Consider the following 12453-nt stretch of genomic DNA (forward strand, 5'->3'; position numbering starts at 1 on the left):
GCACGGGGCCTTAGCTCAGTTGGTAGAGCGCTTGCTTTGCAAGCAAGATGTCAGGAGTTCGAATCTCCTAGGCTCCACACTGTGTTGAGACAGTTCGAGAAGGCCCCGCTCCGGCGGGGTCTTCTTGTCTCCGACGGCGATGCGCGACGAGGCCCGGAGCAGGATGCAAAGACAGGCTCCTGGAAAGGCGGCAATCCGCGTATTCTGACCGTCGTTGCTTTGGTGGATTGATCTTCGATTTGTGCGGTGTCCGGCCTCGGGCGGATACTCGTCACGCGCGCCGACCCCGCGCGAACCGCCATGAGCATCTCCCGCACCCCTGCGCTCACCCGCGTGAGCATCGTCGGACCCGGCCGGCTGGGCCTCGTCCTCGCCCGCGCGCTCCGCGCGGCCGGCGTCGAGGTGCACGGTCCGGTCGGCCGGGGTGAGCCGGTTCCGCCCGCCGAGGTCGTGCTGCTGTGCGTGCCGGATGCCGCGATCCCCGCGGTCGCGGCCCGGGCACGGCCCTCCGCGCGGCTGCTCGGGCACACCTCTGGCGCCGCACCGCTCGACGCGGTCGACTTCGGCTGGCATCCGCTGCAGACCTTCACCGGCGGCGAACCGGCCGAGGCGTTCCACGGCATCGCCTGCGCGATCGACGCGCACGACGACGACGGACTCGCGGTCGCCCGCACTCTGGCCGTGACGCTCGGCGCGCAGCCCTTCGTCCTCCCCGCGCACGCGCGTGCCGCGTACCACGCCGCCGCATCCTTCGCCTCGAACTTCCTCGTCACCATCGAGGACGCCGCCGAGCGGATGGCCGGGGTCGCCGGCATCCGTCCCCGCGAGGCGCGCGCCATGCTCGCCCCGCTGGTGCGCCGCACCGTCGAGAACTGGGTGGCGCACGGTGCCGCGGCGCTGACCGGCCCGATCGCCCGCGGCGACGAGGAGACCGTGGCGCGCCAGCGGACCGCCGTGACCGAGCTGCCCGAGCTGCTGCCGCTGTTCGACGCGCTCAGCATCCGCACCCGTGCGATCGCGGCCACGCGCTCCCCCGGGAGCAGGGAGGAGAACGCATGAGGATCCTGCGCACGGTCGCCGAGGTGCGCGACGCGGTGTCCGCCGCCCGCGGCGAGGGCCGCACCGTCGGGTTCGTGCCCACCATGGGCGCCTTCCACGAGGGACACCTCTCCCTGATGCGCACCGCCCGCGCCGCGCACGGCCTCGTCGTGGTCTCCCTGTTCGTCAACCCGACGCAGTTCAACGCCGCACACGACCTGAGTACCTACCCCCGCGACGAGGAGCGCGACGCCGCGCTCGCCGAGGCCGAGGGCGTCGACATCCTGTTCGTCCCCTCCGCCGCCGAGATGTACCCGGACGGCTTTGCCACCCGCATCCACGTGTCCGGCATCACCGAGGTGCTCTGCGGCGCGTACCGCGGACCCGAGCACTTCGACGGCGTCGCCACCGTTGTCGCCAAGCTCTTCGCCATCGTGGCCCCCGACGTGGCGTATTTCGGTCGCAAGGACGCGCAGCAGGTGCTCGTGGTGCGGCGCCTGGTGCGCGACCTGAACCTCCCGGTCCGGATCGACGCGTGCCCGATCGTCCGGGAGCCGGACGGCCTCGCGATGAGCTCGCGCAACGTCCGCCTCGATCCGGAATCGCGTGAGCGGGCGACCGCCCTGCACCGCGCCCTCGCCGCAGCCGAACGCGCCGCCGCGGCGGGCGAGCGCGACGCCGGAGCGCTCATCGCCGCCGCCCGCGCCGAGCTCGCGGCCGCCGGCGTCGAGCCGGAGTACCTCGAACTCCGTGACGCCCAGGACCTGCATGAACTGTCGCACGTCGAGGGCGAGGCTCTGCTCGCGGTGGCCGCGCACGTCGGCGGCGTCCGCCTCATCGACAACACCCTGCTGAGAGGAGACGCATGATGCGCCGCACCATGCTGAAGTCGAAGATCCACCGCGCCACGATCACCGGCAGCGACCTGCACTACGTCGGCTCGATCACGATCGATCCCGATCTGCTCGACGCAGCGGACATCCTCGAGCACGAGCAGGTGCATGTGGTCGACGTCGACAACGGCGCCCGCTTCGAGACCTACACGATCGCGGGCGAGCGGGGCTCGGGAGTGATCCAGGTCAACGGCGCCGCGGCCCGTCTGGTGCACACCGGCGACACGATCATCGTCATCTCCTATGCCGAGTACGACGGGGCCGAACTGCAGAACCACCGGCCGGTGGTCGTGCACGTCGACCGGAGCAACGCCGTCCTCGCGGTCGACGACGCCGTCGGCACCCTGCTCACCCCGGCGTCCGCATGAGCGCGCACGCGGAGGCGACCTCGCGCCTGGGTCTGGCCCACTTCCCCGCCAAGAAGGCGGCCGGCGAGCCGATCGCGATGGTCACCGCGTACGACCATCCCAGTGCGCAGGTGGCGGATGCCGCCGGGGTCGACGCCGTGCTCGTCGGCGACTCGGCGGCGATGACCGTGCTCGGCTACGACAGCACCGTCCCGGTCACCGTCGACGAGATGATCATGCTCGCCCGGGCCGTCCGCCGCGGGCTGCGGCGGGCGCTGATGATCGCCGACCTGCCGTTCGGGTCGTACGAGGCATCCGACGAGACGGCCGTCGCCACGGCGCAGCGCTTCGTCAAGGAGACCGGCTGCGACGCCGTCAAGATCGAGCGCGGCGGCACCTCCGTGGACCGCGCTCGGGCCATCGTCCGCGCCGGCATCCCGGTGATGGGCCACGTCGGCCTCACGCCGCAGACCGCCACCGCCCTCGGCGGCTACCGCGCGCAGGGCCGCACCGCCGCGGAGGCGGAGGAGCTGTGCCGGGCGGCGCTGGCGCTGCAGGGCGCGGGATGCTTCGCGCTCGTGCTCGAGGCCGTGCCGGCCGCGGTCACCGAGGCGCTCGTGCCCCTGCTGCGCATCCCGGTGATCGGGATCGGCGCCGGGCCGGCGACCGACGGGCAGGTGCTCGTCTTCCACGACCTGCTCGGCATCTACGACGGCCCCGCCGCCCGGTTCGTGAAGAGGTACGACGGGCTGCGCGAGCGGATGCAGGCGGGAGTCGCCGCCTACGTCGAGGACGTGCGGACCGGCGCCTACCCCGCGCCCGAGCACACGTACGGGATGCCGGATGCCGAGGCGGAGCGGATGCGGGAGTCGATCCGCTCCCTGTGACGAACCACCGACCCGGTGAGCGGATCATCGAACGCGGCCTCGCGAGCGTCGTCCGCTGTCGGCTGTGACAGGCTGGGGGCATGAGCCTTCCCCATGCCGATGTCGATCCCGATGGCCTGCTGGAGTACTCGGTGGTCTTCACCGATCGCTCGCTCAACCACATGTCCGCCCGGTTCGTCGAGGTCATGCAGCAGACCCTCGCCATCCTGAGCGAGGCGTACAACGCCGACGGCGTCGCGCTCGTGAACGGTGGCGGAAGCCTCGCGATGGAGGCGGTGGCCCGTCAGCTCGCGACCGGCCGGCGCGTGCTGATCGTGCGCAACGGACTGTTCTCGTACCGCTGGTCGCAGATCCTGGATGCCGGCGCCATCGCCGCGGAGACGACCGTGTGCGCGGCGCGCCCGGACCGTGAGGGTGCGCAGGCGAGCTGGAGTCCGGCCCCGATCGAGGAGGTCGTCCGCACGATCCGCGAGGCCCGGCCCGAGGTCGTCTTCGCCCCGCACGTCGAGACGGCCGCCGGCATCATCCTCCCCGACGACTACGTCGCCGCGCTCGCCGCGGCGGTGCACGAGGTCGGCGGCGTCCTGGTGCTGGACGGCATCGCCTCCGGCGCGATGCGCGTGGACATGGCGGCGCTCGGCGTGGATGTGCTGATCAGCGCCCCGCAGAAGGGCTGGAGCGGGAGTCCCGGAGTGGGCTACGTCATGCTCAGCCCGGCGGGGCGCGCGGCCGTGGCATCCGGCACCGCGACGAGCTTCGGGCTCGACCTCGCGCGCTGGCTCGCGATCGCCGACGGATACCGCGACGGGTCGGCGGCATACCACTCCACCATGCCGACAGACACGATCGCCCGGAACCTGCGGCAGATGGTCGAGACGCGCGACCGCGGTTACGACGTGCTCCGCGCCGCGCAGCTCGAGCTGGGTGGGCGGGTGCGCGACCTGCTCGCCTCACGAGGGCTCCCGTCGGTGGCCGCACCGGCATTCGCCGCGCCGAGCGTGATCGTCGTGCACACCGACGATCCCGCGCTGCGCAGCGGCGCCGCCTTCCGCGAGCACGGTCTGCAGGTGGCCGCCGGCGTGCCGCTGCACTGCGGCGAACCGGAGTCCTTCTCCACCTTCCGGGTCGGGCTGTTCGGTCTCGACAAGCTCGACGACGTGGACGGCACGGTCGCGCGTCTGGAAGCCGCCCTCGACGCGATGGGACGCTGAGGGCGGACTCCCCGACGCGGACCCGGCCCGCGCGACGGAGGCGGGGGCGCGCCGGACCTCAGCTCACCGCGCGCCGGAGCCTCTCCGCGAGGTGCGCCCGGTTCTCCTCCGTGAGCGCGAGCACGGCGTACGCCGTGGGCCACAGGGTTCCGTCGTCGAGGTTCGCGGGCTGCTCGAAGCCGAAGGTTCCGTACCGGGTCTTGAACTTCGATGCCGGTTGGAAGAAGCACAGCACCTTGCCGTCCTTCGCCCACGCCGGCATCCCGTAGTACGTCCGAGGGACGAGGTCGGGCGCGACCTCGGCGACCAGGTCGTGGAGCCCTTCGGCGAGGGCGCGGTCGTCCCCGCTGAGCTTCGCGATCGCCTCGTTCAGATCGGCCTCGCCTTCGGCGCGCACCTCTTCGGGTGACTTCTTCGCCCGGGTGCGCGCCTTGCGCTTGTCCGCCGCCGCGGCCTTCATGGCCTCGCGCTCCTCCGCGGTGAAGTTCTTCTCGTGGTCTGCCATGGCTCTCTCCTTGCTTTCGAGGGGCGACGACTTCAGGCTACGGATGCCGGAGCACGCCGGCTTCTCGAATCCTGATCGATCCGCCGGCCGGCGCCCGGTCGTCACCGGGACCGTACGCTGGAAGCTGGATCGTTCAGGTGACGGGAGGCGGCATGGCAGACGTCCTGCGGCTGGCCTCGCGCGATGCGGCGGACGTCGAGGAGATCTGGACGCGGTACGTGCCCTCCGCGCGGGTGCAGAACCTCGACCCGAAGCCGTTCGGCTTCCAGTGGTGCTCGGTGTCCCTGGGCGGGATGTCGATCGTGCGCTACGCCCTCACCGCCACCGTCGACTCGGCGGTGCAGCCGGAGGACCAGCTCTTCGCCTGCCGCGTCACGACGCCGAACGGATGGGTCCGCAGCGGCCGCTCGCACCTGGACACCTCGGTGCCCTGGGCGACCGACGGCGCGCAGGTCGAGGCGCACTGGGAGGGCACGGCGGACGTCAGTGCGCTCGTCTTCGACCGCGCCGAGGCGCAGCGCCTGGCCCGGCGCATCACCGGGGACGACCTGCTCCGGCTGCGGCTGACCGACGCGGTGCCGCGTGACCGCACCGCAGGTCGCCACTGGAACCGGGCCTTCGACTACCTGCTCTCGGCCTCCGCGGCCGCCGGGGACGACCCCCTCATCGAGTCGAGCCTGGTGCGTCACGCCCTGCTGACCACCCTGAGCACGTTCCGGTCCACGTTCTTCGACGCGGCGGTCAGGGATGCCGGCGGCGGCGCGCCGCGGGAAGCCCTCGAACGACGCTGACGCCGCCGGCGGATACCGGAGACGAAGAAGGTGTGCGCATCGCGGACCGGAATCGTGCCGGCCCGCGGTCCGGCGTCGCCGGTGCCGTAGCGTCCTCTCGAAATGGGACTCCTCTTCTACGGCGACTTCGCCGACCCGATCGAGATGGACGACCGCACCCTGGCACACCTCAAGGTCGTCATCGCCACGAAACTGCGCCGCAAGGAGAGCTTCACGCTGTCGTGGCGGCATGACGGCGAGGACGCCCGGGGGCGATCCACGCTCTGGCTGCATCCGTCCATTCCGCTCCGCTTCGTGTTCGACGAGCCGGAGCCGCCCGAGCTGAGCTCGCCGTGGCTGGCCGAGCTCGCCGCATCGGCGAACAGCAGCGGCGGGATCCAGCTGACCCCCGAGAAGCGCGCCCCGTCCGAGGGTCAGCCGAGCTGACGCGGACGGTGCGGGCCGATCTGATGCCGCGGCCCGCCACTAAGGTGGATCCATGGATCTGCGTGTCGCCGCGTACGCGGTCGTCACCGATGACGACGACCGCGTCCTCCTGGCGCGCTGGACCGAGGGCCGCCGCGTGGCGTGGACCCTGCCCGGCGGCGGGCTCGAGCCCGGCGAGGATCCCGAGGTCGCGATGCGCCGCGAGGTGCGCGAGGAGACCGGGTACACGGTGCAGTCGACCGGCCTGCTCGGCATCCACTCGCGGGTGATCCCGGCCGGGCGTCGCGTGCACGATGCGGATGCCCCGCTGCACACCCTCCGCATCGTCTACCGGGCGCGCGTCACCGGCGGCACGCTGCGCTTCGAACGCAACGGCTCCACCGACATGGCCGGCTGGTTCACCCTCGACGAGATCGCCGGCCTGCAGCGGGTGCGTCTGGTGGACATCGCCCTGCGGATGGCCGGACTGCTGGGCGGGGACGCGGCGGCCTAGAACACCGCGACTCAGAAGGCTCCCGGCCCGAAGCCCGCCCGCTCCACCGCGATGCAGAGCAGCACCCGGTTGCGCGCGCCGAGCGCGATCCGCGCCGCCTCCAGGTGGGTCTTCACCGTCGCCACGGAAAGATGCAGCCGGTCGGCAATCTCCTGGTTCGAGGCGCCCTCGGCCGCGAGCACGGCGACATCCTTCTCCCGCGGCGAGAGCGCGCCGAAGCGCTCGCGGGCGATGCGGCGTGCGGCCTCGTCGCCCTCCGCGGCGAACCGCGCGATCAGGTGCGCGGTGCTGCGCGGCGACACGAAGCCGTCGCCCTTCATCACGGCGTGCGCCGCCCGGATGAAGTCCGCGGGCTCGGCGTCCTTGAGCAGGAACCCCTGCGCGCCGGCCTCCAGCATCCGCATCACGTAGTCCCCGGAGTCGAAGCTCGTGATCGCGATGACGCGGGTGTCCGGCAGCTGCTCCCGCAATGCCGTCGTCGCCTCGTCGCCCGGCATCCCCGGCATCCGCACGTCCATCAGCACGACGTCGGGACGATGCCGACGGGCGATCTCGATCGCCTCGCCGCCGCCGGACGCCTCCCCGATCACCTCGAGGTCTGGGGCGGCCGAGAGGATACCGCGCAGCGCCTGCCGCACCAGGGCGTCGTCGTCGACGATGAGGATGCGGATCGCGGGCGAGACGCCGTCGGGACTGCTCATACGACGAATATAGGTCGCTCGCCGGTCACGTCCGCGGCGGCCACGGCAGGGTGACGTCCACGAGGAACTCCCCCTGCGTCTCGCCGATCCACGCCGTGCCGCCGAGCAGCTCTGTGCGCTCCCGGATGCCGTTCAGGCCGCGTCCGGCGCCGGCGACGCCTGAACCCGCGGCGCCCGGCAGCGGGTTGCTCACGCGGATGCGGACCCCGCTGGACGGCGCGGCCTCGACGTACACCGACACCGGGGATCCGGGCGCGTGCTTGAGCGCGTTCGTCAGACACTCCTGCACGATCCGGTAGACAGTGCGGTCCAGCGCCGCACCGGCGTGCTCGGCGTCGTCGATGAGCACGAACGCGTCCACCGCGGCCCCGCTCTGGCGCACGGTGCGGATGAGGTGGCCGATGGTGCGCATGGATGCCATCGACGGGGGCACGGCCGCATCGGTGTCTGCGGCGGTGCCCGGCTCCCGGCGGAGCTCGCCGAGCAGCCCGCGCAGGTCCTCGAGGGAGGCGTGCGCCTGATGGCGCAGGGTCTGCGCGGCCTGGGCGACGGCCTGGTCCTGCGAGCGCGCCGCCTCCTCGAGCGCCCCCGACTGCAGGGAGATCACCGACAGCCGGTGCGCCAACGCATCGTGGATGTCGCGCGCCAGACGTTCGCGCTCCGCCTGCCGGCCGACCTCGGCGGTCAGGCTCTCAGCCCGGTCGTGCTCCACGCTGACGCGGTTGCGCAGCGCCAGGCTCTCCCGCCGCGTCCGCACCAGGATCGCCAGACCGAAGGCCGCGCCCACCGAGAGCGCCGCGATGCCGATGGTCAGGGCCGCGCCCAGCACGAACGAGGGTGGTTCACCGGCACTGCGCGCCACCGAGGTGAGCAGGATGTCCGCGTCGCCCCACGGCGTGAACATCTCGCGCAGGACGAAGACCAGCACCAGAGCGGCCGCGGCACCGGTCGCCATCCGCCGTGCCTTCACCGGCCAGCGCAGCAGCGCGCTCGCTGCGCCCAGCAGGAGCAGCAGGTACTCCATGCCCACCAGAGCCAGCACGGCACCCGCGGCGAGCGGCACGGCCGGCTGCCGACGCCGGAAGAAGACCGCCACCCAGGCGAGCATGCCGAGCATGAACAGACCGGTCCCGAGATCGGTGACCTCGATGCTCCGCCCGGCACCGGGGTGGGCGGCGCCCGGCACGTTCGCCACGCCGCACGCCGTGACCATGATCCCGAGGACGTACAGACCCAGCGAGCCGCCGGCCCGGAGCCCCTGCGCCACCATCCGGCGGCCGGAGGCGACAGCGCGGTCGGCGACGGCGTCGATCCGGGACGGGACGCCGGGGGCGGGCGTGACGCCGGTGCGGTGCGGGGCGTCGGCGCGGGACGGGAGGTGCATGCATCCGAGAGTAGGGCCGGCCTCCCGCATCCGCTTCCGCCTCGCGGCCGGTGCGATCCAGCCGATCGGCTGGCGAGGTCCAGCCGGGGGGAGGAGGATGCCGGGCGGGCCCCGTTCCTAGCGTGAGAGGACCGCGGCGCTCGACCGAGCAGCCGCCCCACGTCCGAACGGAGAGCACCATGTCCGACAGCATCCCCACCCCGCCCGCGCAGCCGCCGGCCGCTCCGTACGGCGCCCCCGCGGCCCCCGTTCCGCCGCCGGCGCCCGAGCGGAAGAGGTCGGTCCTCACCCGCTGGTGGTTCTGGGTGATCGCCGGCGTCGTCGTGCTCGGCGTCGTCGGGGCCGTCGCCGGGGGCGGCGACCGGTCCCCCGAGTCGGCATCCGCGCCGGCCGCGGAGAAGCAGGCGGAGGATCAGCCCGCCGAGGGCGCCGCCGAGGATCAGCCCGCCGAGGAGCCGGCGGAGACGCCCATGCCCGGGATCGGCGAGAAGGTCGTGATGGACGGCTTCGAGATCACCGTCACCTCGATCGAGACCGGCGTGCCCAGCGTCGGCGGCGAGTACGCCTCCGAGCAGGCGCAGGGCGCCTTCACGCTGCTGCACATCGACGTCACGAACACCGGCACCGCCGCCGAGACGATCATCTCCTCGAGCTTCACCGTGCGCGACGCCGAGGGCCGCGAGTTCGAGGCGCACCCCACCGCGTCGCTGTACCTGCAGGACACCGGATTCGCCTTCGAGCAGATCAACCCCGGCAACACCGCCAGCGGCATCGTCGTCTTCGACCTGCCGGCCGGCACGGCGCCGCACACCCTGGAGTTCCAGCCGGGGATGTTCGGCGGGAAGTCGGTCACCATCGCGCTGACCTGACCCCGCCCACCGACCGCGCTGGGGATGCGGTCGCGGTGCCCGTCGTCTGCTGACGGCGGGCACCGTGGTGCGTGCGGCGGGCGGCGGGCGCGGGTGCTATTCCGGGACGGAGATGTCCGCGACCGTGGCGCCGTAGGCGCGGATGAGCGCATCGGCATCCGTGAACAGGCTGAAGCCGTGGCTGCCGGCGCCCATCGCGATGCGGCGCCCGACGATGGTCTCGTCGGCGTACACCGGCCAGTCGTGCGTGCTGCCGATCGGGACGATCGTGCCGCGCTCGTACCCGGTCGCTGCGAACGCGAGCTCGGGCTCGGGCAGGCGCAGCCTGTTCACGCCGACGACCGCGCGCAGCTTGGGCCACGAGATCGCACGCCCGCCCGGTACGAGGGCGAACAGGTACTCCCCCTCGGGTGCCGAGCTCGTCGAGGCGCGCTTCACCACGAGCGTCTTCACGATGTCGGACGGCTGCAGCCCGAGCAGGGCGGCGGCCTCGTGCAGGTTGCGCGCCGCGGGGCGCTTCACGATCTCGATCTCGAGGCCGCGAGCGGATGCGGCGGCGCGGACGCGGGCGTGCGGGTCGGGTTCTTCGTCACGTCGACCCGCCGGCTCGCTCGATGCACCGCCCTGGTCGCCTGCGGCGACCTCGTTCGACGACCGGGAGGACGGGGAGGTCACGCGTTCGGCGGCGAGAGCGGGTCGTCGGCGACCCAGAGCTCGTCGTCGGCGCGCAACGCCTGCCAGGCGGCGAAGACGACGCCGATGGCGGCGGCCGCACCCAGCACGATCGCGATCACCGAGCCCACGCCCGGGCCCTTCTTCTTCGGCGGCGGCGCGAACCGGTTCATGATGTCGTGGCGCTTGGCGTTCGCGACATCCCAGGCCGACAGCGCCGAGCCGACGACGCCGCCCACGGCGGGGACGACCTTGTCGTCCACCACGTGGCGGCCGATCTTCACACCGCGGTCGACGACCGGGGCGAGACGGCGGTTGTATGCGTCCTGCACGACGGGGACCACCTGCTCGCGGTTGAGGTGACCGAGCTGGCGGCCGGCCTCCCGCGCGATGTCGGCGGCGTGGCCGACGAGCACCTGCTGCGACTCCCAGAGTCGTCTGGCCTCTTCCTGAAGCTTGCGCAGTTCCTTCTTACGCTTGCGGCTGAGGTTCACGTTGCTCTCCCGTCGGTCGGAGTCCGTATGGGCCCATCCTGCCAGATCAGGCTGGATGCGGGCAGTGATCTGGCGCATCCGCTGCGGGTGCGCCACAATACGCGTTCCGGCATCCGCAGCCCGTCCCCGGGCGGCCTCTGCGAGAATGTCAGCATGCCTCACGCCTCACACGTCGCAACCCTGTACACCAACCACGGTGACATCGTCATCAACCTGTTCGGCGATCACGCCCCGAACACCGTGAAGAACTTCGTCGGCCTCGCCGACGGCACCAAGGAGTGGACCGACCCCGCCACCGGCAAGCCGGGCGAGGGTCCGCTCTACAAGGACGTCATCTTCCACCGCATCATCCCGAACTTCATGATCCAGGGCGGCGACCCGCTCGGCCAGGGCGTCGGCGGCCCCGGCTACACCTTCAACGATGAGATCCACCCCGAGCTGAACTTCAACGAGCCGTACGTGCTCGCCATGGCGAACGCGGGCCTGCGCCGCAACGCCATCACCGGCCAGGTCGAGGGCACCAACGGATCGCAGTTCTTCATCACCACCGACCCGACCCCGTGGCTGCAGGGCAAGCACACCATCTTCGGCGAGGTCGCGGACGACGCCTCCAAGGCCGTGGTCGACGCCATCTCGGCCGTGCCCACGGGTGCCGGTGACCGCCCGATCGAGCCGGTCGTGCTGCACTCGATCGACATCGTCGCGGCCTGATCGGCGAGAGCACGAGCCGATCCGGATGACGACGCCAGAGTTCACGAGCAACCGCGACAACTTCTGCTACCGGCATCCGGATCGGCAGAGCTTCGTGCTCTGCCAGCGGTGCCTGCGCACCATCTGCCCGGAGTGCCAGACCCAGGCCCCGGTCGGGGTGATCTGCCCCGAGTGCATGACCGAGATGCGCAGGAACCGCACCCCCGCGCAGCGCCGTGCGCAGCGGCGCTGGATCGGCGCGGTCGCGGCGGACACCCGGCCCCTGGCGACCTACGCGATCATGGCGCTGACGGCGTTCGTCGGCGCGCTGCAGCTGTTCGTCCCGGTGATCTCCGAGGTGCTCCTCTTCGCCGGGGTGTACATCCTCCCTGGCATCCCCGGCATCCCGTTCGAGCCGTGGCGGCTGCTCACCGCCATGCTGGTGCACGCGGGCATCATGCACTTCCTGCTGAACATGCTCGCACTCTGGATGATCGGCCGCAGCCTGGAGCCGATGCTGGGACGCGCGCGCTTCGTCGCGCTGTACCTCATCGGCGGTCTCGGCGGCTCGGTCGCCGTGGCCTGCTTCGACCCGCGGATCGCGACCGTCGGGGCATCCGGCGGCGTGTTCGCCCTCCTCGGCGCGCTGCTGGTGATCGGCCGGCACATCGGCGCGGACATCCGCGGCATCCTCGTCGTGCTCGGCATCAACCTCGTGATCGGGTTCGTGCCCGGCTTCCACATCGCCTGGCAGGCCCACCTCGGCGGAGCCGCCATCGGCGCGCTGATCGGGCTCATCTACGCCCGCACCCGCCGACCCGCTCAGCGGGTCTGGCAGATCGTGCTGCTGGCCGCGCTCGTGGCCGCGCTGCTCGCCATCGCCTTCCTGGTCCCGGCGATGGTCCTCGGCATCCGGATCTGACGCCGGCGCGCATCCCGCGCGCGGCCGGGCGCTCATCCCGCGAAGTTATCCACAGGTCTGTACACAGGTGGGGAGAATTACACACATGTGATTCCCCGCTCGGCATCCGCCCGGACATGCGACGGCGCCC

Annotated in this window: 16 protein-coding genes and 1 tRNA gene; 12 read left to right on the plus strand and 5 right to left on the minus strand. The window is 72.1% G+C overall.

Annotated elements, in window-relative coordinates:
* The first annotated feature begins 4 nt into the window (after window positions 1–4).
* From JSY13_RS00055 to JSY13_RS00080, 6 genes are all read left to right on the plus strand, one after another.
* Window positions 5–77, plus strand: a tRNA-Ala gene (locus tag JSY13_RS00055).
* A gap of 223 nt (window positions 78–300) precedes the next feature.
* Entirely contained in the window at window positions 301–1059 is a 759-nt protein-coding gene (locus tag JSY13_RS00060) for a DUF2520 domain-containing protein (RefSeq protein ID WP_259606996.1), read from the plus strand.
* Window positions 1056–1907: a pantoate--beta-alanine ligase gene (panC, locus tag JSY13_RS00065; protein ID WP_259606997.1), complete on the plus strand. Its 852-nt coding sequence runs from the start codon at window positions 1056–1058 to the stop codon at window positions 1905–1907. Before JSY13_RS00060 ends, panC begins: the two co-directional genes overlap by 4 nt.
* A complete protein-coding gene (gene panD / locus JSY13_RS00070; RefSeq protein WP_259608217.1) occupies window positions 1907–2299 on the plus strand; it encodes an aspartate 1-decarboxylase in 393 nt (130 codons plus the stop codon). The genes panC and panD overlap by 1 nt, the downstream gene beginning before the upstream one ends.
* Window positions 2296–3165: a 3-methyl-2-oxobutanoate hydroxymethyltransferase gene (gene panB, locus JSY13_RS00075; protein WP_259606998.1), complete on the plus strand. Its 870-nt coding sequence runs from the start codon at window positions 2296–2298 to the stop codon at window positions 3163–3165. Before panD ends, panB begins: the two co-directional genes overlap by 4 nt.
* An 80-nt stretch (window positions 3166–3245) precedes the next feature.
* Window positions 3246–4376, plus strand: coding sequence for an aminotransferase class V-fold PLP-dependent enzyme (locus JSY13_RS00080; RefSeq protein ID WP_259606999.1), 1131 nt, complete (start codon window positions 3246–3248; stop codon window positions 4374–4376).
* A 58-nt stretch (window positions 4377–4434) separates the two neighbouring features.
* On the opposite strand, the gene JSY13_RS00085 is transcribed toward JSY13_RS00080, so the two are convergent.
* Entirely contained in the window at window positions 4435–4881 is a 447-nt protein-coding gene (locus JSY13_RS00085) for an iron chaperone (RefSeq protein ID WP_259607000.1), read from the minus strand.
* A 152-nt stretch (window positions 4882–5033) separates the two neighbouring features.
* On the opposite strand from JSY13_RS00085, the gene JSY13_RS00090 reads away from it, so the two are divergent.
* The 3 genes from JSY13_RS00090 to JSY13_RS00100 all read left to right on the plus strand — a co-directional run bounded on the left by JSY13_RS00090 (window position 5034) and on the right by JSY13_RS00100 (window position 6591).
* Complete coding sequence (locus JSY13_RS00090; RefSeq protein ID WP_259607001.1) at window positions 5034–5672, plus strand: hypothetical protein; 639 nt, start codon at window positions 5034–5036, stop codon at window positions 5670–5672.
* A gap of 102 nt (window positions 5673–5774) precedes the next feature.
* Window positions 5775–6098, plus strand: a complete 324-nt coding sequence (locus tag JSY13_RS00095; protein ID WP_259607002.1) for a DUF7882 family protein — start codon at window positions 5775–5777, stop codon at window positions 6096–6098.
* Between the two features lie 52 nt (window positions 6099–6150).
* Complete coding sequence (locus JSY13_RS00100) at window positions 6151–6591, plus strand: NUDIX hydrolase (protein WP_259607003.1); 441 nt, start codon at window positions 6151–6153, stop codon at window positions 6589–6591.
* 11 nt (window positions 6592–6602) lie between these two features.
* Here JSY13_RS00100 and JSY13_RS00105 read toward each other — a convergent pair whose 3' ends face one another.
* Both JSY13_RS00105 and JSY13_RS00110 read right to left on the minus strand, forming a co-directional pair.
* Window positions 6603–7292 (minus strand): response regulator transcription factor, encoded by a 690-nt coding sequence (locus JSY13_RS00105; protein WP_259607004.1) that lies wholly within the window; start codon window positions 7290–7292, stop codon window positions 6603–6605.
* 25 nt (window positions 7293–7317) lie between these two features.
* Window positions 7318–8676: a sensor histidine kinase gene (locus JSY13_RS00110; protein WP_259607005.1), complete on the minus strand. Its 1359-nt coding sequence runs from the start codon at window positions 8674–8676 to the stop codon at window positions 7318–7320.
* Window positions 8677–8855: 179 nt separating this feature from the next.
* On the opposite strand from JSY13_RS00110, the gene JSY13_RS00115 reads away from it, so the two are divergent.
* Window positions 8856–9545: a DUF4352 domain-containing protein gene (locus JSY13_RS00115; protein WP_259607006.1), complete on the plus strand. Its 690-nt coding sequence runs from the start codon at window positions 8856–8858 to the stop codon at window positions 9543–9545.
* Between the two features lie 96 nt (window positions 9546–9641).
* On the opposite strand, the gene JSY13_RS00120 is transcribed toward JSY13_RS00115, so the two are convergent.
* Together JSY13_RS00120 and JSY13_RS00125 are read right to left on the minus strand one after the other, a co-directional pair.
* Window positions 9642–10076 (minus strand): aminoacyl-tRNA deacylase, encoded by a 435-nt coding sequence (locus JSY13_RS00120; RefSeq protein WP_259608218.1) that lies wholly within the window; start codon window positions 10074–10076, stop codon window positions 9642–9644.
* A 140-nt stretch (window positions 10077–10216) separates the two neighbouring features.
* Window positions 10217–10711 (minus strand): DNA helicase, encoded by a 495-nt coding sequence (locus JSY13_RS00125; protein ID WP_259607007.1) that lies wholly within the window; start codon window positions 10709–10711, stop codon window positions 10217–10219.
* A 153-nt stretch (window positions 10712–10864) separates the two neighbouring features.
* Here JSY13_RS00125 and JSY13_RS00130 point away from each other — a divergent pair, with 153 nt between their 5' ends.
* Together JSY13_RS00130 and JSY13_RS00135 are read left to right on the plus strand one after the other, a co-directional pair.
* Window positions 10865–11422 carry a peptidylprolyl isomerase gene (locus tag JSY13_RS00130; protein WP_259607008.1) on the plus strand — a complete coding sequence of 186 codons (558 nt, stop codon included), beginning with the start codon at window positions 10865–10867 and terminating at the stop codon, window positions 11420–11422.
* Between the two features lie 25 nt (window positions 11423–11447).
* Window positions 11448–12323 carry a rhomboid family intramembrane serine protease gene (locus JSY13_RS00135; protein WP_259607009.1) on the plus strand — a complete coding sequence of 292 codons (876 nt, stop codon included), beginning with the start codon at window positions 11448–11450 and terminating at the stop codon, window positions 12321–12323.
* Window positions 12324–12453: the final 130 nt, after the last annotated feature.

This window comes from Microbacterium neungamense, assembly GCF_024971095.1.
GTDB lineage: Bacteria > Actinomycetota > Actinomycetes > Actinomycetales > Microbacteriaceae > Microbacterium > Microbacterium neungamense.